The sequence below is a fragment of the Hydrogenophaga sp. Root209 genome, assembly GCF_001428625.1.
GTDB lineage: Bacteria > Pseudomonadota > Gammaproteobacteria > Burkholderiales > Burkholderiaceae_C > Hydrogenophaga.
The window spans coordinates 54,910-76,313 of the sequence record NZ_LMIE01000004.1 but is presented as its reverse complement, the minus strand read 5'-3'; the positions used below and the strand labels follow the sequence as shown (position 1 = coordinate 76,313).

Below are 21,404 nucleotides of genomic sequence, written 5' to 3'. Positions count from 1 at the left end.
GGCCGCCATTTCAGCGGTGCTGCTGCGCAGGGGCTCAGGGCATGGAGGCGGTGTAGGTCACGCGGCCGTTGGTCGCGTAGGTGCCGGGGGCCACCACGGCGGTGTTCCGGTAGGCGTAGGTCCAGACGGCGGCGCGGTCGGTGACCTTGCCTGTGTTGAGCGTGACGTTGCTGCCTGCGCCGGTGCCGGTCAGGGGAATCACCGGGCTGGGCAGAGCCGGCAGGTCGCTGGAGACGGCGATTTCCGACCATGGGATGGTGTCCGCCGTGGCGTTGGTCAGGGCGCCGGTGGTGGCGGCCGTCAGGGCGACCTGGCCGTTGTTGCCGCGCACACGCACGTTCACGTTCTGGCCGGCAGTTGGCGTGCCCGAACCCACGGAGCCGGGCGTGGGAGTGAGGTCGAAGGTCAGGGTGTCGATGGTGGAATCGGTGGTGGTGCCGGCTTCTCCGGTGCCCACGGCCAGGAACAGCACGCGCGGGATGATCACGCGGACGTCCAGGCGGGCGGTCGCCGAACCGGCGCCCACCACGAGCTGCGATTCGGCCGAAGCCAGCAAGGGGGTGGCCAGAGCCAGGGCCAGGGTGGTTTTGAGCAGCAGGGCTTTTTTCACGACGTTTCCTTCAGATTGAAGTGAGAAGTGTGGGCTGAGCACTTTCAGGTACCTGCTCCACGGGGGTTGATGGCCCAATGTTACGAAACGACACGTTTGATGGCAAGACAAAAATCGGAAAAAACTCACATATCTCAACAACTTACGGCGACTTTGTTACCCAGCGGTCTAAATGTTTGGATGAATGGCTACAAAAATGTTCAAGTTCCGGACTTCTTTGCCGAGCTCGTACTTTTAGCCAACAGGTGCGACAACGGAAGTGCACTGCCCGACTTCACTTCCCCGAGCGAAAAGCTGGTGTGCAGGTCCTTCACGTTGGGCAGGTTGATCAACACCTCGCGGGCGAACTGGCTGAAGTGGTTGAGGTCGCGGCTGACCACCTGCAGCTCGAACGTGCCCGAGCCGCTGATGTAGTGGCAGGAGACCACCTCCGGCAGATTGCGGATCGCGTTCTCCAGGCTGCGCGTGACGTCACCGCTGTTGCGGTCCGCGTCCAGTCGCACGAAGGCCAGCACGCCCAGGCCGATCTTCTCGCGGTCGATTTCGGCGCGGTAACCCCGGATGAACCCGGCCTCTTCCAGGGCGCGCACGCGCCGCCAACAGGGCGCTGCCGACAAGCCCACGCGCTGGGCGAGCTCGGCATTGGTGAGGCGGCCATCGCTTTGCAGTTCTTGCAGGATGGTGATGTCGAATTTGTCGAGTGTTTCCATGGACATGTGATTGAAGAAAGAAAGTTGCTCAATCATCGATAAAACGGGCATGAAACGCAAACACCTGTCACGCGACGGGGCATACACTGTGCGCCACACTGGAGCGGTGCGCCTACCCGCCGTGCCGCTTGCCCACGAACCGCCCAAGAGGCGACCCGCTCACACGGAGACAAAAACGATGAACGCCCCCCTGCCCGAACACATCCGCCGCGCCCTGGAAACCGTGACGCTGGACGACAAATACGCGCTCGATCAGGGGCGCGCCTTCATGAGTGGCGTGCAGGCGCTGGTGAAGTTGCCCATGCTGCAGCGCCAGCGCGATGCCCTGGTGGGCAAGAACACCGCGGGCTTCATCAGCGGTTACCGCGGCTCGCCGCTCGGTGGCTACGACCAGGCCCTGCAGAAGGCCGCGCCCTACCTCAAGGCGCAGAACATCGTGTTCCAGCCCGGGGTGAACGAGGAACTGGCCGCCACCGCGCTGTGGGGCACGCAGCAACTGGGCTTTGCACCGCCCGGCACCAACAAGTTCGATGGTGTGTTCGGCATCTGGTACGGCAAGGGCCCGGGCGTAGACCGATGCTCCGACGTGTTCAAGCACGCCAACATGGCCGGCACCACGCCCTGGGGCGGCGTGATCGCAGTGGCCGGCGACGACCATGTGGCCAAGAGCTCGACCGCCGCGCACCAGAGCGACCACATCTTCAAGGCCTGCGGTCTGCCGGTGTTCTTTCCGACCTCTGTGCAGGACATTCTTGACCTGGGCCTGCACGCCATCGCCATGAGCCGCTTCAGCGGCGTGTGGGCCGGCATGAAGACGATCCAGGAGATCGTGGAATCGAGCGCCACCGCCACCATCGACCCGGACCGCGTGAACATTGTGGTGCCCGAGTTCGTCATGCCGCCCGGTGGCGTGCACATTCGCTGGCCCGACCACGCGCTGGACCAGGAGGCCCGCCTGTTCGACTTCAAGTGGTACGCCGCGCTGGCTTACATCCGTGCCAACAAGCTCAACCACAACGTGATCGCCGGCCCGAATGACCGCTTCGGCCTGATCGCCAGCGGCAAGGCTTACAACGACACGCGCCAGGCCTTGCTGGACCTGGGTCTGGACGACGAGACCTGCCGCCGCATCGGCTTGCGCCTGCACAAGGTGGCGGTGGTCTGGCCACTGGAGGCGCAGACCACGCGCGAATTCGCGACCGGCCTGCGCGAGATCCTGGTGGTGGAAGAGAAGCGCCAGGTCATCGAATACCAGTTGAAGGAAGAGCTCTACAACTGGCGCCCCGACGTGCGACCCAACGTGCTGGGCAAATTTGAAGAAGTCGAGGGCGATTTCAGCGGCGGCGAGTGGTCCATGCCCAACCCCAGCGAGCGCACCCTGCTGCGCGCCAATGCCGACCTGTCGCCCGCCATCATCGCGCGCGCCATTGCCAAGCGCCTGAAGAAGATGGGCCAGGTGCCCGAGGACGTGATGGCGCGCATCGACGCGCAGCTCGCGATCCTGACCGCGCAGGAGCAGTCGATGCAGACCTTGCTCACGCAGGGCGTGGCCGGTGCCGAGCGCCAGCCCTGGTTCTGTTCGGGCTGCCCGCACAACACCAGCACCCGCGTGCCCGAAGGCTCGCGCGCCATGGCCGGCATCGGCTGCCACTTCATGACGATCTGGATGGACCGCGCCACCGTGGGCTTCACCCAGATGGGGGGTGAGGGCGTGCCGTGGGTGGGTCAGCAGCCGTTCAGCCACGACCAGCACATGTTCGCCAACCTGGGCGATGGCACCTATTTCCACAGCGGCCTGCTGGCGGTGCGCCAGAGCATCGCGGCCGGCGTGAACATCACCTACAAGATCCTCTACAACGACGCCGTGGCCATGACCGGCGGCCAGCAGGTGGGTGAGCGCCCCGAGGGCCACAGCGTGGTGCAGATCGCGCAGAGCATGCGCGCCGAGGGTGCCGTCAAGATCACCATCGTGACCGACGAGCCCGAGAAGTACGACGGCGTGAAGGGCTTGCCCGAGGGCATTGCGATCCAGCACCGCGACCTGCTCGATGCCGTGCAGAAGGAATTCCGCGAGATCAAGGGCACCACGGTCATCATCTACGACCAGACCTGTGCGACCGAGAAGCGCCGCCGCCGCAAGCGCGGCACCCTGGTGGACCCGGCCAAACGCGTGGTCATCAACGAGCTGGTGTGCGAGGGCTGCGGCGATTGCGGCGTGCAGTCCAACTGCCTGTCGGTCGAGCCGCTGGAAACCGAGTTCGGCCGCAAGCGCACCATCAACCAGAGCAGCTGCAACAAAGACTACTCGTGCGTGAAGGGCTTCTGCCCGAGCTTCATCACGGTCGAGGGTGGCCAGTTGCGCAAGAAGGACAAGAAGGGCGCCGCGCCCGAATGGACCGGCGCCGCCGTGCCAGCACCGGTGTTGCCGGTGTTGGGCGCGGAAGCCTGGGGCGTGATCGTGGCCGGCGTTGGCGGCACCGGCGTCATCACCATTGGCCAGCTGCTCGGTGTGGCCGCGCACCTGGAAGGCAAGGGCATCGTCACACAGGACGCGGCAGGTCTGGCGCAAAAGGGCGGCGCCACCTGGAGCCACGTGTTGATCGGTGCGCAACAGGACGACATCCGCACCACGCGCGTCTCGGCCGCCTCGGCCGACCTGATCATCGGTTGCGACCCGATCGTGAGCGCCAACAAGGAAACCTGGCAGCGCCTGCGCGCCGGCCGCACCCATGTGGCCTTGAACGTGAGCGCCACGCCCACGGCAGCCTTCGTGAAAAACCCCGACTGGCAGAACCCGGCGCAGGCCTGTGTGGACGCGCTGGTGGACAACCTGGGTGTGGAAGCCGTCGGGGCGTTCGACGCCGAAACCGCAGCCACGCGCCTGATGGGCGACAGCCTGTACACCAACCCCATGATGTTGGGCTACGCGTGGCAAAAGGGCTGGCTGCCGCTCGGTCTGGACGCACTGATGCGCGCCATGGAGCTCAACGCGGTGCAGGTGGAGAAGAACAAGGCGGCGTTCGAATGGGGCCGTCGCGCCGCGCACAACCCGCAGGCTGTGGCCTCGCTGTGGCAGAAGGCCGGCTCCGGCGAACAGGTGATCCAGTTCAAGAAGCGCGATTCGCTCGACGACCTGATTGCGCGCCGGGTCGAATTCCTCACCGGCTACCAGAACGCGGCGTATGCCGCCGACTACCAGCGCTTTGTCACCCGCGTACGCGCGGCCGAGGCGCCGTTGGGCAAAACCACGTTGAGCGAGGCCGTGGTGCGCAATCTCTTCAAGCTCATGGCCTACAAGGACGAGTACGAGGTGGCCCGCCTGCACAGCGACCCGGCCTTCCACGCGCGCCTGGCCAGCCAGTTCGAGGGTGATTTCAAGCTCCATGTGCACCTGGCGCCACCGCTGATCGCGAAGAAGAACGAGCGTGGCGAACTGGTCAAGCGGCCGTTTGGCCCTTACATGTTCACCGCGTTCAAATGGCTGGCCCGCTTCAAGGTCCTGCGTGGCACCGCGCTGGACATCTTCGGCCGCACCGAGGAACGTCGCACCGAGCGCGCGCTGATCGGCGAATACCGCGCCGACATCGAGACGGTGCTGTCCGGGCTCAACAGCACCAACCTGGAGCTGGCGGCGGAGATCGCGCGCATTCCGGAGCACATCAAGGGCTTCGGACATGTGAAGGAACGCAACCTGGCAGCGGCCCGTTCGCGCCGCGATGGTCTGCTGGCTCAATGGCGTCAGCCAGCGGGCGAGGCCAGTCTGGCCAAGGCCGCCTGAGCGCTCGCCCAGCAGATCGCTCTTCAACACCCCCCGGCATACAATCGCCGGTTGTGTTCCAGCGCCCGGGCGCCGCTTGCAGCGGACCGGGCGCTCGGCCTTTTCTTGATCCCGAACCTGTTGGAGACCGCCCGTGTTCATTTCCTCCGCTTACGCCCAAGCCGCCGCCGGTGGCGACACCCAGTCCACCATCCTGGGCATGCTGCCGCTGGTGTTGATGTTCGTGGTGCTGTATTTCGTGATGATCCGTCCCCAGATGAAGCGCCAGAAGGAGCACAAGGCCATGGTCGCAGCCCTGGCCAAAGGCGACGAAGTCGTGACCGCTGGTGGCTTTCTCGGCAAGGTCTCCAAGATCGGTGAGATCTATGTCGGTGTGGAACTTGCCGACGGCATGGAAGTCCAGATGCAACGCACCGCAGTGGTTCAGGTGTTGCCCAAGGGCACGCTGAAAAACGTCTGAGTTCCTGCGACGGGGCGAGCGGCCGCCCGCCCCGTTTCTGATTCGGCCCACCACTCCCGACCTCGCTGACACACCTGCGGCCTCCAGGGCCGGCATACCATGAACCGTTACCCGCTGTGGAAGTACGCGATCATCCTGATCGCTCTGCTGATCAGTGCGATCTATGCGCTGCCCAATCTGTTCGGCGAATCTCCCGCCGTCCAGGTGTCGGCAGCGCGTTCCACGGTGCGTATCGACAGCGGCACCGTCACCCGTGTGGAGCAGGCTCTGGCGACGCAAGGTGTGGAAGCTGCACTGATCCAGCTCGACGCCAACTCGGTCAAGGCCCGCTTCAACAGCACCGACGACCAGCTCAAGGCGCGCGACGCGCTGGAGAAGGCGTTCAACCCCGACCCGGCCGACGCCGGGCACGTGGTCGCGCTCAACCTGTTGCCGCGCACGCCGGCCTGGCTGGCGTCGCTGGGCGCTTCGCCCATGTACCTGGGTCTGGACTTGCGCGGTGGCGTGCACTTCATGTTGCAGGTCGACATGGCCGCGGCCCTGGAGCGTCGCGCCGATGTGCTGGTGGCCGACCTGCGCACCCTGCTGCGTGAAAAGGGCGTGCGCCACGGCGGCATCAGCCGCAACGGCCAGACCCTGGAGTTGCGCGCAGGGGATGCGCAGACCCTGGGCGCCGCCAGCGACCTGATCCGGACCCAGTTTCCCGACCTGGTGCTCACCGACACCCCCGACTTCCGCCTGATCGCCACCCTGCGACCCGAAGCCGCGCGCCTCGTGCAGGAGCAGGCGCTCAAGCAGAACATCACCACCCTGCACAACCGCATCAACGAACTCGGCGTGGCCGAGCCGGTGATCCAGCAGCAGGGTGCCGACCGCATCGTGGTGCAACTGCCCGGCGTGCAGGACACCGCCAAGGCCAAGGACATCCTGGGCCGCACCGCCACGCTGGAAGTGCGCATGGTGGACGAATCCACCGATGGCCAGGCGGCCGAGCGCGGCACCGGTGCGGTGCCCTTCGGCTCCGAGCGTTATCCCGAGCGCGGAGGCCGAAGCGTTGTCGTCAAGCGTGACGTGCTGCTGACCGGTGAAAACCTCACCGACGCCCAGGCCGGCTTCGACAGCCAGACCCAGGAAGCCGCCGTGCACCTGACGCTGGACGCCAAAGGCGCGCGCATTTTCCGCGACGTCACACGCGAGAACGTGGGCAAGCGCATGGCCATCATCCTGTTTGAAAAAGGCCGTGGCGAAGTGGTCACCGCGCCGGTGATCCGCGGTGAAATCGGTGGCGGCCGCGTGCAGATCTCGGGCGCCATGACCACGGTCGAGGCCAACGACACCGCCCTGCTGCTGCGCGCGGGCTCGCTGGCCGCGCCCATGGAAATCGTTGAAGAGCGCACCATCGGCCCGAGCCTGGGCGCGGAGAACATCGCCAAGGGCTTCAACAGCGTGATGTGGGGCTTCGCGGTCATTGTGTTCTTCATGTGCATCTACTACGCACTCTTCGGCATGTTCTCCAGCATTGCGCTCGGCTTCAACCTGTTGTTGCTGGTGTCCCTGCTGTCCATGCTGCAAGCCACGCTGACCCTGCCTGGCATCGCCGCCATGGCGCTGGCGCTGGGCATGGCGATCGACTCCAACGTGCTGATCAACGAGCGTGTGCGCGAAGAACTGCGCCGGGGCGCTTCGCCGCAAGTGGCCATCAACACCGGCTACGACCACGCCTGGGGCACCATCCTCGATTCCAACGTGACCTCGCTGATCGCTGGCCTGGCGCTGTTGATCTTCGGTTCGGGCCCGGTGCGCGGCTTCGCCGTGGTGCACTGCCTGGGCATCGTGACCAGCATGTTTTCCTCGGTGTTCTTCTCGCGTGGCCTGGTCAACCTCTGGTACGGCCGGCAGAAGAAACTCAAGACCGTGTCGATCGGCACCGTCTGGCGTCCCGAAGACCAGACCCCCGCCGTCAAGGCCGATTGAACGAGGAATCGCAGCATGGAACTCTTCCGCATCCGCAAAGACATCCCGTTCATGAGGCACGCGATCGTGCTGAACGCGATCTCGGCCATCACCTTTTTGCTCGCCGTCTTTTTCCTGACCACCCGCGGTCTGCACCTGTCGGTCGAGTTCACCGGCGGCACGGTGATGGAAGTCGCCTACGAGCAACCCGCCGACCTGGAGTCGGTCCGCAAGGTCATTGAATCGCTGGGTTACGCCGACGTGCCGGTGCAGAACTTCGGCACTTCGCGCGACGTGCTGTTGCGCTTGCCCGTGCAGGCCGGCCAGTCATCCGGTCAGCAAAGTGAGACGGTGCTGGCGGCGTTGAAGGCTCAGAACCCGACCGTGGCCCTGCGCCGCACCGAGTTCGTGGGTCCGCAGGTGGGGCAGGAGCTGGTCGCCAACGGCCTCAAGGCCCTGGGCCTGGTGATTGTGGGCATCATGATTTACCTCGCATTCCGCTTTGAGTGGAAGTATGCGGTCTCGGCCATCATCGCCAACCTGCACGACGTGGTCATCATCCTGGGCTTCTTTGCGTTTTTCCAGTGGGAGTTCTCGCTGGCTGTGCTGGCCGCCGTGCTGGCCGTGCTCGGCTACTCGGTCAACGAATCGGTGGTGATCTTCGACCGCATTCGCGAGACCTTCCGCAAGCAGCGCAAGATGGCGCCGCAACAGGTGATTGATCATGCGATCACGTCCACCATCAGCCGCACCATCATCACCCACGGCTCCACCCAGATCATGGTGCTGTCCATGCTGCTGTTTGGTGGCCCGACCTTGTATTACTTCGCGCTGGCCTTGACCATCGGTATCTGCTTCGGCATCTACTCGTCGGTGTTCGTCGGCGCGGCCATGGCGATGTGGCTGGGCATCAAACGCGAGGACTTGATCAAGTCCACCGGCAAGAACGAAGGCGATCCGGACGACCCGAACGCAGGCGCTGTGGTTTAAGCGCGAACGTCGGTACAGGCATACCCTTGCAGAGCCGTTTCGCATCGGGTGGCTAAATCCTTTCATGTCATACTGAAAGTATTGTGTCGTCACCCGATCAGCACGTCTCATCCCTGGCCAAACAGGCACGTGAACTCTTCGTGGTTCATGTGGGCCGTGCCCTTCCCGAAATGGTCAAGGCCTGCGACACCCGCCTGACCTCCATCCTCGACCAGGCCGGCCCGGCCCGCGAAACCCAGGCCAGGCGCGATGCCTGGACCGCCTTCCAGAAAAACCAGACCACCTGGCTCAACCAGAGCCGCAAGGCTTTGCAGCGAACCTTGCTCCCGCGTGTGTCCAGCTCGGGCCAGCCCGTCAGCATGTCGGGCGCGCTCGAACTGGTGGCCGAGGGCGCCATCGACGACCAGATCATGGCGTCGCGTCTGGCCATGAAGGTGTTGGAAAAATCGTCCACCGAACTCAACGAACTGCGCTTGCGCATCCAGCATCTCGAGCAGCGCCAGGAGATGCCTCGCGGAGACGTGCTGTTGCCCGATGTGACCGCCCGCATCCTGGTGGATCAATGGCTGGACACACAGATGACCCGCGATGCCTGGCTCCTGGTTCAGGACGCACTGGCACCAGTGATGGCCACCAAGTTGCACGACGCCTACAAGGCCGCCAACGAGTTTCTCGTGGCCAGTGGCGTGATGAAAGAGATCGACCTGCAGGCACTCGTCAGGCGCACCCCCGGCTCCCGCACGGACGGCCCGCCCGCTGTGCCGCCGCAGTCCCGTCCTGTGGGCGCCCGTGTCCCTGCCTCTGCCGCAGACCAGGGATCGAGGGGTGGGGCCGGTTTCCGCCCTGCTCGCACCGGTCTGGACTCGAGTCAGGGCCGCGGTTCGAGCGCAGACCCGGGTGAAGCTGGGACCACCGGTGGCGCCGGGGCCCGCTCGCGTGCCACAGGCTCTTCAGGCATGGGCGTGCAGGACGAGACCCGCATGATGACCAACGCCTCGCCGCTGGCACGCGCCCGCATGCGTGCCCAGGGCGTCGTGGGTCGGCTTCGGCGCATGCTGATCGACAAGGTGGGTGGTGACTTCGAAGCCACCCAGATCCTGCCCCCCTCCCCTGGCCTGCAGCAGGCCATGCAGAGGGTTACGCCAGGCGACAGCGCAGGCGCGGGCTTTTACGTCTCGGGCAACAGCCGCCCAGGCGCTGTCTACATGGACGCCACCCATGTGGAGAGGGCGGCCACCAGCCTGCGTCAACGCACAGCCGAACTCAAGCAGGCCGCCAGCACCCCGACCGAGAAGGCCACCATCGAGGTGGTGGCTCTGATGTTTCAAAGCATCCTGGCCGAAGAACGCATTCCGCCCAGCGTGCGCGTGTGGTTCGCCCGTTTGCAGATCCCGGTGTTGCGCGTGGCGTTGGCCGAACCCGAGTTTTTCAGCGCTCTGCAGCACCCGGCCCGCCGCCTGATTGACCGCATGGGGTCGTGCGTGATGGGTTTCGAGTCCAACGTGAGTTCGGCCGCACTGGAGGCCGAAATCAAGCGTGTGGTGCAGGTGATCGAGCAGTATCCGGAGACGGGCCGCCGCGTATTCCAACTGGTGTTTGACGAGTTCCAGAAGTTCTTGTCGACTTACCTGAGCGAGCAGGGCAGCGCCAGCCGTTTCGTCAGCGTGGCGCAGCAGGTCGAGCAGAAGGAAACCCTGTCGGTGCAGTACACGATCGAGTTGCGCAAGCTGCTCGACGACGTCCCGGTGCGCGACGAGGTGCGTGACTTTCTGTTCAAGGTGTGGGTGGACGTGCTCGCCGTGTCCAGCGTGAAGTACGGCTTGCGACATGAAGAAACCAGCGCGCTCAAGCAGGTGGCATCCGACCTGCTGTGGGCGGCCAGCGCCAAGCCCAACCGCGACGACCGCGCCCGCGTGATCCAGCAACTGCCGGCGCTGCTGCAGCGCCTGCGCCAAGGCATGGGACTGCTGGGGTTCACCACCGGCATGCAGGATCAGCACATCAAGGCGGTGAGCGACACGCTGGCCGACGCCTTCATGTCCCGCACCGAAGCCATCTCGCAGGAGCAGCTGGACAACCTGTCCGAGCGACTGGCCAACCTGGAAGACTACCTGCCGGCCAATGGTCTGGGCGATCTGGACCTGAACAACGAGAGCATCGAGATGATCACTGGCGTGGATGCCAGCAACATCGAAGTGATCAACCAGGGCGGCAGCCAACCCAACGAGGCCATGCGCTCGTGGGCGATCGAGCTGCAGATCGGTTCGTGGTTTGGCCTGGACCACAACGGCAAGCTCAACAGTGTGCAGCTCGCCTGGCGCAGCCAGCGGGGCCAGCTGTATTTGTTCGTCACCAACGGTGGTCGTTGTTTCCTGATTCAGGCAACGCGTGTCGCCTCGTATCTGCAGGCGGGTTTGCTGGTGCCCAGCGAGGAAGAGGCGCTCACGGTGCGCGCCACGCGCGACGCGCTCTCCAAGCTCGACGCCAATCCAGAACGCCTGCTCAACTGAGGCAGTTCAACCCTTGCGGGCTTGCTCGTAAAGACCCTGCACCCGCGGCACGTTCGCTTCAAGCTCGCGGATGCGGTTGGGGCCGCTGGGGTGCGTGGAGAGAAAGCCCAGGTTGGCGCCGCCACCGCCCGATGTCATTTTCTGCCACAAGCTCACACTGGCCCGCGGCTGGTAGGCGGCGCGGGCCGCGAGCTCCAGACCCACCAGATCGGCTTCGGTCTCATCGTCCCGGCTGAACCTGAGCGTGAGCAGCTGTGTGCCGAGGCTGGCCGCCACATCACCGAGCTGGCCCAGCCCGAACAATTGCGCAGCAATGGACAGACCGATGCTAGTTGCGCTGCTCTTGGCCACACGGGCACGTGCGTGTTCGCGCAATGCATGGGCCATCTCGTGGCCCATGATCATGGCGGTCTCGTCGTCGGTGAGCTGCAACTTCTCCAGGATGCCGGTGTAGAAAGCGATCTTGCCGCCCGGCATGCAGAACGCGTTCACCTGATCGCTGCGGATCAGGTTGACCTCCCACTTCCAGTCGGCGGCGCGTTTGTTCCATTGCGAGGAGTGCGGAATGATGCGGCGCGCGATGTTGCGCAGCCGCTGAACTTGTGGGTGGCTGGACGGCAGCAGGAGCTTCTTGGCGTTGGCTTCGCTCATCGTCTGCGCATATTGCTGGTTCGCAGCGCTCTCGAGTTCTTCGGCCGGCACCAGGTTGCGCAGGGCCGATGCCTGGCCCACATCCACCTGTGCGGCGGCTGGCAGCACAGTGCCCACAGCGGCTGCAGTGCCCGCGAGCAGGAAGCCGCGGCGGGCCGACCAGACGTGATCGGGCCGCGGCAAGGGGGATGGGTCAGACTTGAAGTCGCAGATGAAACACATGCGTGAATAATAGTCAAAGCCAAGCGGGTGTGCCCACCCCAGCGAACCCTACCCTCTCAACGGCCTGCCGATGTCCCCACCCACGTCCGTGACAACCCCGTCGGCCGCCGAGCCGACGCCGCAGCCCAGCCCGAGCTGGGGCGAAACCCTGCGTGTGTATCTGGAGCCGGCCAGCCTGCGCATGTTCGCGTTGGGGTTTTCCGCCGGGCTGCCGTTGCTGCTGGTGTTGGGCACCCTGAGCTTTCGCCTGCGCGAAGCGGGGCTGGACCGCACGACCATCGGCTACCTGAGCTGGGTGGGCCTGGCCTACGCATTCAAGTGGTGCTGGGCACCGCTGGTGGACCGCTTGCCGCTGCCGTTTCTCACGCGCTGGCTAGGGCGGCGGCGCAGCTGGTTGCTGCTGTCGCAATTCCTCATCATGGCCTCACTGGTGGGCATGGCGTTGTCCGATCCACGCACGGGGCTGACCACGGTGGTGTGGTGTGCGCTCGCTGTGGCGTTCGCTTCAGCCACGCAGGACATTGCGCTGGATGCATTTCGCATCGAGTCGGCCGACGTGCGCCACCAGGGCGCCCTGGCCGCGACTTACCAGACCGGTTACCGCCTGGCCATGATCTGGGCCGGTGCCGGTGTGCTTTGGATTGCCGCGCGTGCCGAGGTGGCCCCGGTGGCTGCTGTGACGGGTGCTGCGCCCGGCGTGTTGTACCAGCAGGCGGCTTGGACCACGGCCTATCTGGTGATGGCGGCGAGCATGTTGGTGGGCGTGTTCACCGTGCTGTTCTCGCGTGAACCGGTCCGGGTGGTGCTGCCACCGTCGAAGAACGCGGCCGAGTGGCTGCGCAGCGCGCTGGTCGAGCCATTCGCCGACTTCCTCAAGCGCTACGGCAAGCAAGCGGTGCTGATCCTCGCGCTCATCGGGGTCTACCGCATCAGCGACGTGGTCATGGGCATCATGGCCAACCCGTTTTATGTGGACATGGGCTACACCAAGGACGAGGTGGCGGCGGTCACCAAGGTGTTCGGCGTGATCATGACCCTGGTGGGTGCTTTCATCGGAGGCGCGCTCTCGCTCAAACTTGGCGTGATGCGCGTGCTGATGCTGGGGGCTGTGCTCTCGGCGGCCAGCAACCTGCTCTTCGCCTGGCTGGCCGGGCATGGCCACGACGTGACCGCGCTGGTGTTCGTGATCTCCGCTGACAACCTGAGCGCGGGCGTCGCCTCGGCTGCGTTCATCGCCTATCTTTCGGGCTTGACCAACGTGAGTTACTCCGCCACGCAGTACGCGCTGTTCAGTTCCATGATGCTGCTCGCGCCCAAGTGGCTTGCCGGCTATTCGGGTGCATTCGTTGACGCTTACGACTACGCCACCTTTTTCACCGCCACAGCCTGCCTCGGCGTGCCCGTGCTGTTGCTGGTCTGGCTGGCCACCCGTGTGGTACCGGTGGGCACCCCTTCAGAGTGAACGCAGTGTTCACGTTTCTTTACGCCTTCCACAACCCGTGTTCACACCTGGCCCCCACCCTATGGGATTGCCGTCCCAAGCCACCACAAAAACACCCATGACATCCCAGCTGTTGATGATTGAAGACGATGCCCGTCTGGCCACGATGGTCGTCGAGTACCTCGGCCAATCGGGCTTCGAAGTGACCCATGCCGCCGACGGCGAAGCCGGTCTGGAGCAACTGCAGCTCATCCAGCCCGAGCTGGTCATCCTCGACCTGATGATGCCCGGCATCGACGGACTGGAGGTCTGCCGGCGCATCCGTGCCCTCCAGGGCGACGTGGCTCGAGTGCCCGTGCTCATGCTCACCGCCAAGGGTGACCCGATGGACCGCATCATCGGGCTGGAGCTCGGCGCCGACGACTACCTGCCCAAGCCCTTCGAGCCGCGCGAGTTGCTGGCCCGCGTGCGCGCCGTGTTGCGCCGCCGCGGTGAAACGGGCAGCGCCAGCGTGTCGCGCAGCACGCCCGTGATGCGCTTCGGCTCGCTGGACATCGATCGCGATGCACGCACAGTGGTGGTGTCGGGTCAGGCGTGCGAGCTCACGTCGTACCAGTTCGACCTGCTTGTGGCAATGGCCGAGCGAGCCGGGCGCGTGCTCACGCGCGACCAGATCATGGAAGCGGTGCGTGGACGAGAGCTGGAAGCCTTCGACCGCTCGATCGACGTTCACATCGGCCGCATCCGCAATGCGATCGAAGTCGACAGCAAGGACCCCAAACGCATCCTCACCGTGCGCGGTGTGGGCTATGTCTTTGCGAAACAGCAGGAATGAAAGCATTCTTCGGTTCCAAGCTCTACCTGCGCATCTGGCTCGCGGTGGTGGCCGCCGTGACGGTGCTCACCTTGGTGGTGGGCTGGTTGTGGCAACAGGCGCTGGACGACGACCGCGCCGAGCGCGACGCGCGGGTGACCCGCACGATCGTGGTTCGTGATGCGACCCGCGAGGTCATTGGTGAGGCTCCCGCACGAGCCGTGCGTATTCCGGGCGGTGGCTGGGAATTTGAAGTGCTCATGAAAGACGGGCAGAAGCTGTTCGTGCTGCTGCCACGTCCCAACCGTCCCGAGGGCTCGAACAACCCCGGCCGCCGCGCGCCCGCCTGGCTGCAGACACCCACCGGGTTTGCCTGGCTGCTGGGTTTCGTGGCACTGGCCGTGGCGGCCGGCGCCTACCCGATCGTTCGGCGTCTCACCAAACGACTGGAAATTTTGCAAAAGGGCGTGGAGCGTTGGGGCAACGGGGATCTGTCTACCCGCCTGCCGGTGCAAGGGCAGGACGAGGTGGCTTTTCTGGCCGAGCGCTTCAACGCGGCCGCCGAGCGCGTGCAGACGCTGGTGAAGTCGCACAAGTCCCTGCTGGCCAATGCGTCGCACGAATTGCGGTCTCCACTGGCGCGCATCCGCATGGGCCTGGAGCTGCTGGGGCACGACAGCGTGAGCGCGCAGCAGCGCCGTGAAATGGCGCGCAGCATTGACGAGCTGGATCAGCTGATCGACGAAATACTGCTGGCCAGCCGACTCGATCTGCGCGACGCCAGCGACGTGTCGGCGCTGGGGTCGACCGAAGAAGTGGATCTGGTGGGGCTGGCTGCCGAGGAATGCGCCCGCACGGGCGCCGACCTGGACATTGCCCCTGGGGCTTCACCCGCGCTCGTGCAGGGCCACGCCAAACTGCTCAGGCGTGTGCTGCGCAACTTGTTGGAAAACGCGCGCCGCTACGGGCACAGCACGGCACCCTTGGCTTTGGACGGGACTGAACCCGATGTGCGTTTGAGGCTCTCGATCGATCAGGCGGGTGGCCAGCGCGCTGCGGTGCTCTGGGTTGAAGACCGAGGCCCGGGCGTGCCGCCGGAGCTGCGCACCCGTATCTTCGAGGCCTTCTACCGCTTGCCTGGCGCGAGCGAGCGCGAAGGCGGCGTGGGCCTGGGCCTGTCGCTGGTCAAGACCATCGTTGAACGGCATGGCGGACGCGTGCACTGTGAAGACCGACCCGGGGGCGGTGCCCGGTTTGTCGTGCGGTTGCCGCTCTGAGGTGCGGGCATCGGTGGGGTTTTTGTTGTGAATTCGCAGAGTTGGGCGGGTCAAATGTCCGAACCAATTCAATTGGTGAAGATTGCCCAAACACATTGCAACTTTTGTATTCAGAAAATCACCAACTCCCCCATGTTGGGGATGGTCGAGCCGCCCGCTGCAACGCACAATAGGACCCGTTGCTGTCACAACATCTCAAAAATCAGACCCGGCAAATCCCACACGTCGCTCAGCGCGTTTGAAACTGGTCTCCCAACGACGTCCCTTCAAGGACTTTCAAAAGCCACCGCAAGGTGGCTTTTTTTTGCCCGCGCTCAGCGCTGGAGTCGCGTGATCGAGCGTTCGGCGTCACGGACAGCCGAGATGTGGACCCAATCCACGACCTCACCGGTGGGCTGGTAGCCCTGCACGCAGCGCTGCAACAGAGCACGCGCTGTTGGAATGTCCTGGGCGGCGAGCGCGGAGTCCAGTGCGTGCAAGGTTTGCTGAAACTCGCGCCACGGTTGGAACTCTTCTCGGGCGCGCAGGATGCGGGGGTGTTGTGTGGGTTGGGGGTTGTCGCCGATCAGCAGTTCCTCATACAACTTTTCGCCCGGGCGCAAACCGGTGGTCTGGATCTCGATGTCGCCAGTGGGGTTGAGGGCCGTCTTCACCTGCAGGCCGGAGAGCTCCACCATGCGCTGGGCCAGATCCATGATGCGCACCGGCTGGCCCATGTCCAGCACGAACACATCGCCGCCCTGCGCCATGGCACCGGCCTGTATCACCAACTGGGCTGCTTCGGGGATGGTCATGAAGTAGCGGGTGATGTCGGGGTGGGTGAGCGTGATCGGCCCGCCGTCCTTGATTTGCTGGCGGAACAAAGGCACCACCGAGCCGCTGGAGCCCAGCACATTGCCGAACCGCACCATGGAAAACGTGGTGACGCCCGGCTCGGCCGCCAGGGCTTGCAGCACCAGTTCGGCCATGCGTTTGCTCGCGCCCATGATGTTGGTCGGGCGCACGGCCTTGTCGGTGCTGATCAGCACGAAGTGGCTCACGCCTGCAGCTTGGGCGCTGCGTGCACAGACCAAGGTGCCCCACACGTTGTTGCGCAGCCCCTGGGCCGGGTTGTGCTCCACCAGCGGTACGTGTTTGTAGGCGGCGGCGTGGTACACCGCGTGCGGCCGCCACGTCTGCATGATCTGCGCCATGCGCTCTTCGTCCTGCACCGAGGCGAGCAACGGCACCAGCGTGACCGCCATGGGTGCATCCACGTCACCTTCTTCCACATCCAGCGGATCGGTCTGGCTACCCACCAGGGCGGTGAGCTCATGGTGGATCTGGTAGAGCGCGAATTCGGAATTTTCCACCAGCAGCAGGGTGTGCGGCCGGCAGGCCGCGATCTGCCGACACAGTTCGCTGCCGATGCTGCCCCCGGCGCCGGTGATGAGCACCACCTTGTCGTGCACCAGCCGCAGCAACAGCGACGCATCGGGCGTCACCGGCTCGCGACCCAGCAGGTCCTCGATCTCCAGCTCGCGCACGTCGTTCAGGCTCACGCGGCCGGCGGCCAGATCCGACATGCCGGGCATGGTTCGCACGTGCACGGGCAGATGGCGCAACGATTCCAGCACCTGCAGGCGATGTTGGTGGGTGATCGAAGGCAGTGCCAGCAACAGATCGGTCACGCCCAGTTCGGGGATCAGCTCGGGCAATGCCGCCGGTGGATACACCGTGCGCCCATCCAGGCTGTTGCCGTGCAACTGCTTGTCGTCGTCCAGAAAACCCAGCAACCGGTGTTCGGTGCCGCGGGCAAGTGCCGCCGCGAGTTGGCGGCCGGCCGCGCCGGCGCCGTAGATCAACACGCCCGGCAGTTCTTTGCGGTGCAACACGGACCGGTACAAACCGCCAAGCCAATAGCGCGCCAAGACCCGGCTGGATCCCACGAAGACCATCAGCAACATCGGCTGGATGACACCGATCGTTCGCGGTATGCCCGGCACGCTGATGACCGTGAACAACATGGCGTAGAAAAGGCTGTACAAGGCCATGGCCTGAACCAGGCTGACCATGGCGTTCCAGCCTGCATACCGGAATATGGCTCGGTACAGGCCGAACCTCATGAAGAGCGGCAGGGCCAAGAGCACCGCGCTCAGCATCGCCCACCCGTGTACTGGTTCCAACCGCACCCAGTGCTCCAGCCGCAGACACAGCGCCAGCCAAACACTCAGCACGCACAGCGACACGTCTACCGACAGCGCAACCAGCCGTTTGGCGAGGCGCGGCATGTCCAGCAGTGCTGCCGCAGCGAAATTCTCCGAATCCCTGTTGTTCATTGTTCTCAGTGGGTCACGCCGTCGCGACGCAACACCTTTACAAACGTCATCCACAAAATGCGCAAGTCAAAGACCAGAGTCTGACGGCGCAGGTACTCGGCGTCCAGCGCCACCTTCTGCGAAATCGGCAACTCATCGCGGCCGTTCACTTGCGCCCAGCCCGTCAAGCCCGGCACCAGTTCGTGCACGCCGTGCTCGGTGCGCAGCGCGACCAGGTCGTGCTGGTTGAACAGCGCAGGCCGCGGCCCGACGAAGCTCATGTCGCCCTTGATGATGCTCCAAAGTTGGGGCAGCTCGTCCAGGCTGCTCTTGCGCAGGAAGGAGCCGATCGGCGTGAGGTACTTCGCCGGGTCGGCCAACAGATGGGTGGCCACGGCGGGTGTGTCGATCCGCATGCTGCGGAACTTGGGCATCTTGAAGATCCTGTTGTGGCGGCCAACACGGTCGCTCCAGTACAGCGCAGGGCCCGGCGAAGTGAGCCGCACGGTCAGTGCGATGCTCGCAACCGGCAGCAGCAGCACCAGCGCCGCGGGGATCGCCAGCGCCAAGTCGAACAGGCGTTTGATCACGACTTGAGTCCTGCCACCGCACGCCGCAGGCCTTCGTCCACCGAAATGGGGGGACTCCAGTTCAGTGCGTTGCGTGTGTGATCAATGTTGACCTGCAGGCTGCCGAGCAAACGCTGCGCCATGTCGCCCTTGCCCAGAATGTTGGCTCCGAGCTGGAGCAGCGAAGGTGATACCGGGATCAGCCGCGCCGGCCTGCCCATGGCCAGACCAAGACGCCGCAGCAGATCGGCCGTGGACAGATCTTCACCGTCACTCACCAGAAAGGTCTGATTGGCTGCGGCGGGATGGTCAAGGCAGGTCATGAGCAGATCAACAAGGTTGTCGATGGCGACGAAGCTGCGGTGGTTGTTGGTGACGCTTGCCAGCGGCAGGGGAATGCCGCGTTGCACCGCACGCATGAGCGATGCGAAGTTGGCCTTGACGCCAGGACCGTACACGAGCGGCGGGCGGACGATGACGACTTCCACGCCCGTTTCTGCAGCGATCTGGCGCAAGCCCAGCTCGGCTTCCATCTTGGAGATGCCGTAGGGATCTTGTGGGGAGGGCGCGTCTGCGGCGGTAAAGGGCTGACCTGCTACAGTGCATTCGCCGTTGACCTTGATGGAGCTCACGAAGATGAAGCGGCGCACGCCGGCAGTAGCGGCTTGCCGCGCGAGGTGGATGGTGCCCTCCACATTGGTGCGACGGAACTCGCGTAAAGGGTCGCTGGCGCTCTCGCTCATGACATGGACACGCGCGGCAAGGTGAACCACCGTCGAGCAGCCGTTGAGTGCGGTGCTCCAGTCGGTCGCCTCATGGATGTCGCCCACGGCCGCGGTGGAAGCGTCGTGGGGCACATCTTTGGCCGTCCGTACGCAGGCACGAAACAGGCGTCCTTGCGCTGCCATGTGCGCACAAAGCTCGCGGCCGACGTAGCCGTTGGCGCCCGTGACGAGGATTGGCCCGGCAAAGGTCGCCGTTGTGACGTTCACGGTTTGCGCCACACGGTTCGATTCACGTAGCTGGTGTAGCTCATGACGACCCGCAGCACCTGTTGGGCCACGTTCACGGCCTCGTAATCCGGCACGGGTCGCTTGGACACAGGCCCGCGCTGATGCTGGTCCATCACCACCTTGACGGCGTCCAGCACGTGTTCGGGATCGAGGCCGCTCATGATCAAGGTGCCCACGTCCATGCCCTCGGGGCGTTCGTGCGCATTGCGGATGGTGATGGCGGGCAGGTTCAGCAGCGAGGATTCTTCGGTGATGGTGCCGCTGTCGGAGACCACGCACGCGGCCTCCATCTGCAGCTTGTTGTAGTCCAGAAATCCGAAAGGCTTGACGAACCGCACCAGCGCATGGGGCGCGCTGTGGTCGATGTCTTCCAGCCGTTTGGCGGTGCGGGGGTGGGTGGAGACGATCACCGGGAAGCCGTAGGCATCGGCCAGGGCATTGAGGCTGTCGAGCAGGTTGCGCAGGTTCGCGGGCACATCGACGTTTTCCTCGCGGTGCATGCTCACCAGGAAATAGCGTCCGCTGTTCAAGTCCAAGCGATTCAGCACGTCGGAAGCTTCGATCTTCGGTCGGTAGTGGTCCAGCACCTCACGCATGTGCGAACCAGTCTTGATGATGGTCTCGGGCGGCACACCTTCGGCGATCAGGTAGCGCCGGGCATGTTCGGAGAGCACCATGTTGATGTCGCTGAGGTGGTCCAGCACCTTGCGGTTGAGCTCTTCGGGTACGCGCTGGTCGAAGCACCGGTTGCCGGCCTCCATATGGAAGACAGGGATCTTGCGGCGCTTGGCCGAGAGCACCGACAGGCATGAGTTGGTGTCACCGTAGAGCAGCACCGCGTCGGGGTTTTCCTGCTCCATGACCTGGTCGGACTTGATGATCACCTGGCCGATGGTCTGCGCCGCGTTCTCGCCCACGGCTGCCAGAAAATGATCGGGCTTGCGAATTCCCAGGTCGTCAAAGAAGACCTGGTTGAGTTCGTAGTCGTAGTTCTGTCCGGTGTGCACCAACACATGCTGCGTGTGACGGTCGAACTCGGCGATGACGCGGCTCATCTTGATCAACTCGGGTCGCGTGCCCACGATGGTCATCACCTTAAGCATGGAGCGCGTCCTGAATGAAGTCGAGCTTGAGCAGCAATTGTTGGACCTGTTCGATGTCGAGGCGCTCGGTGTTGTGCGAGGTGTAGTCCTCCAGGGTCGACACGCGGGTCTCGCCTTCGACGAAGTACTTGTTGTAGTTGAGGTCGCGGTCGTCGGCTGGTACCCGGTAGTAACGGCCCATGTCATCGGCGCGCGCCATCTCTTCGCGCGATAGCAGCGATTCGTACAACTTTTCGCCATGCCGCGTGCCGATCACGCGCACGGCGCTCTCGCTCTTGAACAGCGCAATGAGTGCCTGGGCGAGGTCGCCTACTGTCGAGGCGGGTGCCTTCTGCACAAAGATGTCACCTTGCACCGCGTGCTCGAATGCATGCAGCACGAGATCGACCGAATCCTCCAGCGACATCAGGAACCGCGTCATGTTCGGGTCAGTCACCGTCAGCGGCTTGCCGACCCGCATCTGATCCACGAACAGAGGGATCACCGAGCCGCGCGATGCCATCACGTTGCCATAGCGGGTGGCGCACAGCACGGTTTCGTCTTCCAGGCGCGAGCGGGCCTTGGCCACCATCAGCTTCTCCATCATGGCCTTGGAGATGCCCATGGCATTGACGGGGTAGACCGCCTTGTCCGTGCTGAGCACCACAACGCGCTTCACGCCCGCGGAGATGGCCGCGTTCATCACGTTTTCCGTGCCCAGCACATTGGTGCGCACCGCCTCCATGGGATAAAACTCGCAGGACGGGACCTGCTTGAGCGCTGCGGCGTGAAACACGTAGTCGACGCCATGCATTGCCTGGGCGACGCTATCAAGATTGCGGACGTCACCAATATGGAACTTGAGCTTCTCGTTGTTCAGCGCGATGCGCATGTCCTCCTGCTTTTTCTCGTCGCGACTGAAGATCCGGATCTCTCGCACGTCGGTATCGAGAAAACGACTCAGCACCGCGTTGCCGAAAGAGCCGGTACCTCCGGTGATCAGCAGGGTCTTGCCAGCAAACATCTA

General features: G+C 64.4%; 16 protein-coding genes. 8 read left to right on the top strand and 8 right to left on the bottom strand.

Features of this window, described 5'->3' with window-relative positions:
* Positions 1-34: 34 nt before the first annotated feature.
* Positions 35-610 (bottom strand): hypothetical protein, encoded by a 576-nt coding sequence (locus ASE11_RS04785; RefSeq protein ID WP_056267087.1) that lies wholly within the window; start codon positions 608-610, stop codon positions 35-37.
* Between the two features lie 200 nt (positions 611-810).
* Positions 811-1,320 carry an Lrp/AsnC family transcriptional regulator gene (locus ASE11_RS04780; protein ID WP_056267377.1) on the bottom strand — a complete coding sequence of 170 codons (510 nt, stop codon included), beginning with the start codon at positions 1,318-1,320 and terminating at the stop codon, positions 811-813.
* Between the two features lie 178 nt (positions 1,321-1,498).
* Between ASE11_RS04780 and ASE11_RS04775 the strand changes: the two genes are divergently transcribed.
* The 5 genes from ASE11_RS04775 to ASE11_RS04755 all read left to right on the top strand — a co-directional run bounded on the left by ASE11_RS04775 (position 1,499) and on the right by ASE11_RS04755 (position 11,011).
* On the top strand, positions 1,499-5,098 hold the full coding sequence (locus tag ASE11_RS04775) for an indolepyruvate ferredoxin oxidoreductase family protein (RefSeq protein ID WP_056267083.1): 3,600 nt from the start codon (positions 1,499-1,501) through the stop codon (positions 5,096-5,098).
* Between the two features lie 133 nt (positions 5,099-5,231).
* Positions 5,232-5,558, top strand: a complete 327-nt coding sequence (gene yajC / locus ASE11_RS04770) for a preprotein translocase subunit YajC (protein WP_056267079.1) — start codon at positions 5,232-5,234, stop codon at positions 5,556-5,558.
* A gap of 99 nt (positions 5,559-5,657) precedes the next feature.
* Entirely contained in the window at positions 5,658-7,532 is a 1,875-nt protein-coding gene (gene secD, locus ASE11_RS04765) for a protein translocase subunit SecD (protein ID WP_056267076.1), read from the top strand.
* Positions 7,533-7,547: 15 nt separating this feature from the next.
* The gene (gene secF, locus ASE11_RS04760; RefSeq protein ID WP_056267072.1) at positions 7,548-8,501 is read left to right on the top strand and encodes a protein translocase subunit SecF; all 954 of its coding nucleotides are present in this window, start codon (positions 7,548-7,550) and stop codon (positions 8,499-8,501) included.
* An 83-nt stretch (positions 8,502-8,584) separates the two neighbouring features.
* Positions 8,585-11,011, top strand: coding sequence for a DUF1631 family protein (locus ASE11_RS04755; protein WP_056267066.1), 2,427 nt, complete (start codon positions 8,585-8,587; stop codon positions 11,009-11,011).
* A 6-nt stretch (positions 11,012-11,017) separates the two neighbouring features.
* Here the strand turns inward: ASE11_RS04755 and ASE11_RS04750 are convergent, their stop codons facing one another.
* A complete protein-coding gene (locus tag ASE11_RS04750) occupies positions 11,018-11,884 on the bottom strand; it encodes a M48 family metallopeptidase (protein WP_056267061.1) in 867 nt (288 codons plus the stop codon).
* Positions 11,885-11,954: 70 nt separating this feature from the next.
* On the opposite strand from ASE11_RS04750, the gene ASE11_RS04745 reads away from it, so the two are divergent.
* From ASE11_RS04745 to ASE11_RS04735, 3 genes are all read left to right on the top strand, one after another.
* Positions 11,955-13,346, top strand: a complete 1,392-nt coding sequence (locus ASE11_RS04745; protein ID WP_056267058.1) for an AmpG family muropeptide MFS transporter — start codon at positions 11,955-11,957, stop codon at positions 13,344-13,346.
* 97 nt (positions 13,347-13,443) lie between these two features.
* Positions 13,444-14,160, top strand: coding sequence for a response regulator (locus ASE11_RS04740; RefSeq protein WP_056267055.1), 717 nt, complete (start codon positions 13,444-13,446; stop codon positions 14,158-14,160).
* Complete coding sequence (locus ASE11_RS04735; RefSeq protein WP_056267052.1) at positions 14,157-15,416, top strand: sensor histidine kinase; 1,260 nt, start codon at positions 14,157-14,159, stop codon at positions 15,414-15,416. Before ASE11_RS04740 ends, ASE11_RS04735 begins: the two co-directional genes overlap by 4 nt.
* Positions 15,417-15,730: 314 nt before the next feature.
* On the opposite strand, the gene ASE11_RS04730 is transcribed toward ASE11_RS04735, so the two are convergent.
* The 5 genes from ASE11_RS04730 to ASE11_RS04710 are packed head-to-tail and all read right to left on the bottom strand — an operon-like array spanning position 15,731 to position 21,401.
* Entirely contained in the window at positions 15,731-17,734 is a 2,004-nt protein-coding gene (locus ASE11_RS04730; RefSeq protein ID WP_056267049.1) for a polysaccharide biosynthesis protein, read from the bottom strand.
* Between the two features lie 5 nt (positions 17,735-17,739).
* A complete protein-coding gene (locus ASE11_RS04725) occupies positions 17,740-18,300 on the bottom strand; it encodes a sugar transferase (protein ID WP_056267373.1) in 561 nt (186 codons plus the stop codon).
* Positions 18,300-19,274: a UDP-glucose 4-epimerase family protein gene (locus tag ASE11_RS04720; protein WP_082585539.1), complete on the bottom strand. Its 975-nt coding sequence runs from the start codon at positions 19,272-19,274 to the stop codon at positions 18,300-18,302. The genes ASE11_RS04725 and ASE11_RS04720 overlap by 1 nt, the downstream gene beginning before the upstream one ends.
* Positions 19,271-20,398, bottom strand: a complete 1,128-nt coding sequence (gene wecB, locus ASE11_RS04715) for a non-hydrolyzing UDP-N-acetylglucosamine 2-epimerase (RefSeq protein WP_056267046.1) — start codon at positions 20,396-20,398, stop codon at positions 19,271-19,273. Before wecB ends, ASE11_RS04720 begins: the two co-directional genes overlap by 4 nt.
* The gene (locus ASE11_RS04710; RefSeq protein ID WP_056267042.1) at positions 20,391-21,401 is read right to left on the bottom strand and encodes a polysaccharide biosynthesis protein; all 1,011 of its coding nucleotides are present in this window, start codon (positions 21,399-21,401) and stop codon (positions 20,391-20,393) included. Before ASE11_RS04710 ends, wecB begins: the two co-directional genes overlap by 8 nt.
* Between the last annotated feature and the right edge of the window lie 3 nt (positions 21,402-21,404).

Excerpts from the sequence above, each read along its gene's own strand:
- wecB (WP_056267046.1), bottom strand. The coding sequence starts at position 20,398 with ATGCTTAAGGTGATGACCATCGTGGGCACGCGACCCGAGTTGATCAAG.
- ASE11_RS04750 (WP_056267061.1), bottom strand. The coding sequence starts at position 11,884 with ATGTGTTTCATCTGCGACTTCAAGTCTGACCCATCCCCCTTGCCGCGG.
- ASE11_RS04730 (WP_056267049.1), bottom strand. The coding sequence starts at position 17,734 with ATGAACAACAGGGATTCGGAGAATTTCGCTGCGGCAGCACTGCTGGAC.
- ASE11_RS04775 (WP_056267083.1), top strand. The coding sequence starts at position 1,499 with ATGAACGCCCCCCTGCCCGAACACATCCGCCGCGCCCTGGAAACCGTG.
- secF (WP_056267072.1), top strand. The coding sequence starts at position 7,548 with ATGGAACTCTTCCGCATCCGCAAAGACATCCCGTTCATGAGGCACGCG.
- ASE11_RS04780 (WP_056267377.1), bottom strand. The coding sequence starts at position 1,320 with ATGGAAACACTCGACAAATTCGACATCACCATCCTGCAAGAACTGCAA.
- ASE11_RS04745 (WP_056267058.1), top strand. The coding sequence starts at position 11,955 with ATGTCCCCACCCACGTCCGTGACAACCCCGTCGGCCGCCGAGCCGACG.
- secD (WP_056267076.1), top strand. The coding sequence starts at position 5,658 with ATGAACCGTTACCCGCTGTGGAAGTACGCGATCATCCTGATCGCTCTG.
- ASE11_RS04735 (WP_056267052.1), top strand. The coding sequence starts at position 14,157 with ATGAAAGCATTCTTCGGTTCCAAGCTCTACCTGCGCATCTGGCTCGCG.
- ASE11_RS04740 (WP_056267055.1), top strand. The coding sequence starts at position 13,444 with ATGACATCCCAGCTGTTGATGATTGAAGACGATGCCCGTCTGGCCACG.
- ASE11_RS04710 (WP_056267042.1), bottom strand. The coding sequence starts at position 21,401 with ATGTTTGCTGGCAAGACCCTGCTGATCACCGGAGGTACCGGCTCTTTC.